This is a genomic window from Streptomyces gottesmaniae (assembly GCF_031845845.1).
In the GTDB taxonomy this organism is placed as follows: domain Bacteria; phylum Actinomycetota; class Actinomycetes; order Streptomycetales; family Streptomycetaceae; genus Streptomyces; species Streptomyces akebiae.
Genome location: NZ_JAVRFJ010000089.1, coordinates 1 through 1538 on the forward strand (window position 1 = coordinate 1; position 1538 = coordinate 1538).

1 protein-coding gene is annotated in these 1538 nt (G+C 68.5%); it reads left to right on the forward strand.

Features of this window, described 5'->3' with window-relative positions; all coding sequences use genetic code 11:
• Positions 1-1538 (forward strand): beta-ketoacyl reductase (locus RM704_RS44490; RefSeq protein ID WP_311593549.1); only part of this gene is annotated, 1538 nt, incomplete at both ends.

A 1538-nucleotide genomic window follows, 5' to 3' on the forward strand; every position in this document is an offset into this window, starting at 1 on the left:
GGGGACGGTGGGTGGTGCGGGGCAGGGTAATTACGCGGCGGCGAATGCGTATCTGGACGGGTTGGCGGAGTATCGGCGGGGGTTGGGGCTGCCTGCGACCTCCCTGGCCTGGGGACTCTGGGACGAGACCGGCCGCGGGGGCATGACGGAGTCCCTCGGCGACGCGGACCGCAACCGTATGGCCCGTGGCGGAGTACTGCCTCTGTCCGTGGAGAACGGACTCGCACTCCTCGACGCCGCGTTGGCGACGGACAAGGCGGCTCTCGCTCCCGTCCACCTGGACCTCGCCGCTTTGAGTGATCATCCCGATGAACTGCCCGCCGTCTTCCGGGACTTGGTGCGCGCGCCTCGACGTCGTACGGCTGAGGGGCGTACTACCGGAACCCATGGCGGCCTCGCCGATCGCTTGGTGGGGCTGGCGGTCGAGGAGCGTCGGGCGCTTGTTCTGAGTGTGGTCCGTGCGCAGGTGGCGCAGGTGCTGGGGTACACGTCGGCGGATCTGGTCGAGCCGGGACGAGCGTTCCAGGACCTGGGCTTCGATTCACTGACGGCCGTGGAACTGCGCAACAGTCTCGGCGCGGAAACAGGGATGCGGTTGCCGGCGACGCTCGTCTTCGACTATCCGTCCTCCGACGTCCTGGCTGACTTCCTCCTCGCCGAGGTCTCGGGCCGGACCGCCGAAGCCGAGTCCACACGGCCGGTGTTCGTACCTGGGCGTGAGGGCGACGACCCGGTCGTCATCATCGGTATGGGATGCCGCTACCCCGGCGGAGTCCGCTCCCCGGAGGACCTGTGGCGCCTGGTCGCCGAAGGCCGGGACGCGATCTCGGAGTTCCCGACCGACCGTGGATGGGATCTGGACGCGATCTACCACCCTGATCCGGACCACGCCGGGACGAGCTACACCCGGGAGGGCGGATTCCTCCACGACGCGGGTGACTTCGACGCTGAGTTCTTCGGCATCTCGCCGCGTGAGGCCATCGTCATGGATCCGCAGCAGCGGCTGCTCCTGGAGACGGCCTGGGAGGCGTTCGAGCATGCGGGCATCGTTCCCGCCGACCTCAAGGGCAGCCAGACCGGCGTCTTCGCCGGCGTCATGTACCACGACTACGGCACCCAGATCGTCGACATCCCCGAGGGAGCCGAGGGTTATCTGGGCACTGGCATCTCCGGCAGCGTCGTCTCCGGCCGCGTCGCCTATACGCTCGGCCTGGAGGGCCCGGCCGTCACGATCGACACCGCCTGCTCCTCCTCCCTCGTGGCGCTCCACTCCGCCGCTCACGCGCTTCGTCAGGGTGAGTGCTCCATGGCGATCGCCGGTGGCGTGACCGTCATGGCCGGCCCGGACACCTTCATCGACTTCAGTCGGCAACGCGGGCTTGCCACGGACGGGCGTTGCAAGGCGTTCTCGGCGGACGCGGACGGGACGGGTTGGTCCGAGGGTGTGGGTGTCCTCGTTCTGGAGCGGTTGTCGGATGCGCGGCGCAATGGTCATCAGGTGCTGGCGGTCATCAAGGGTTCGGCGCTCAATCAGGACG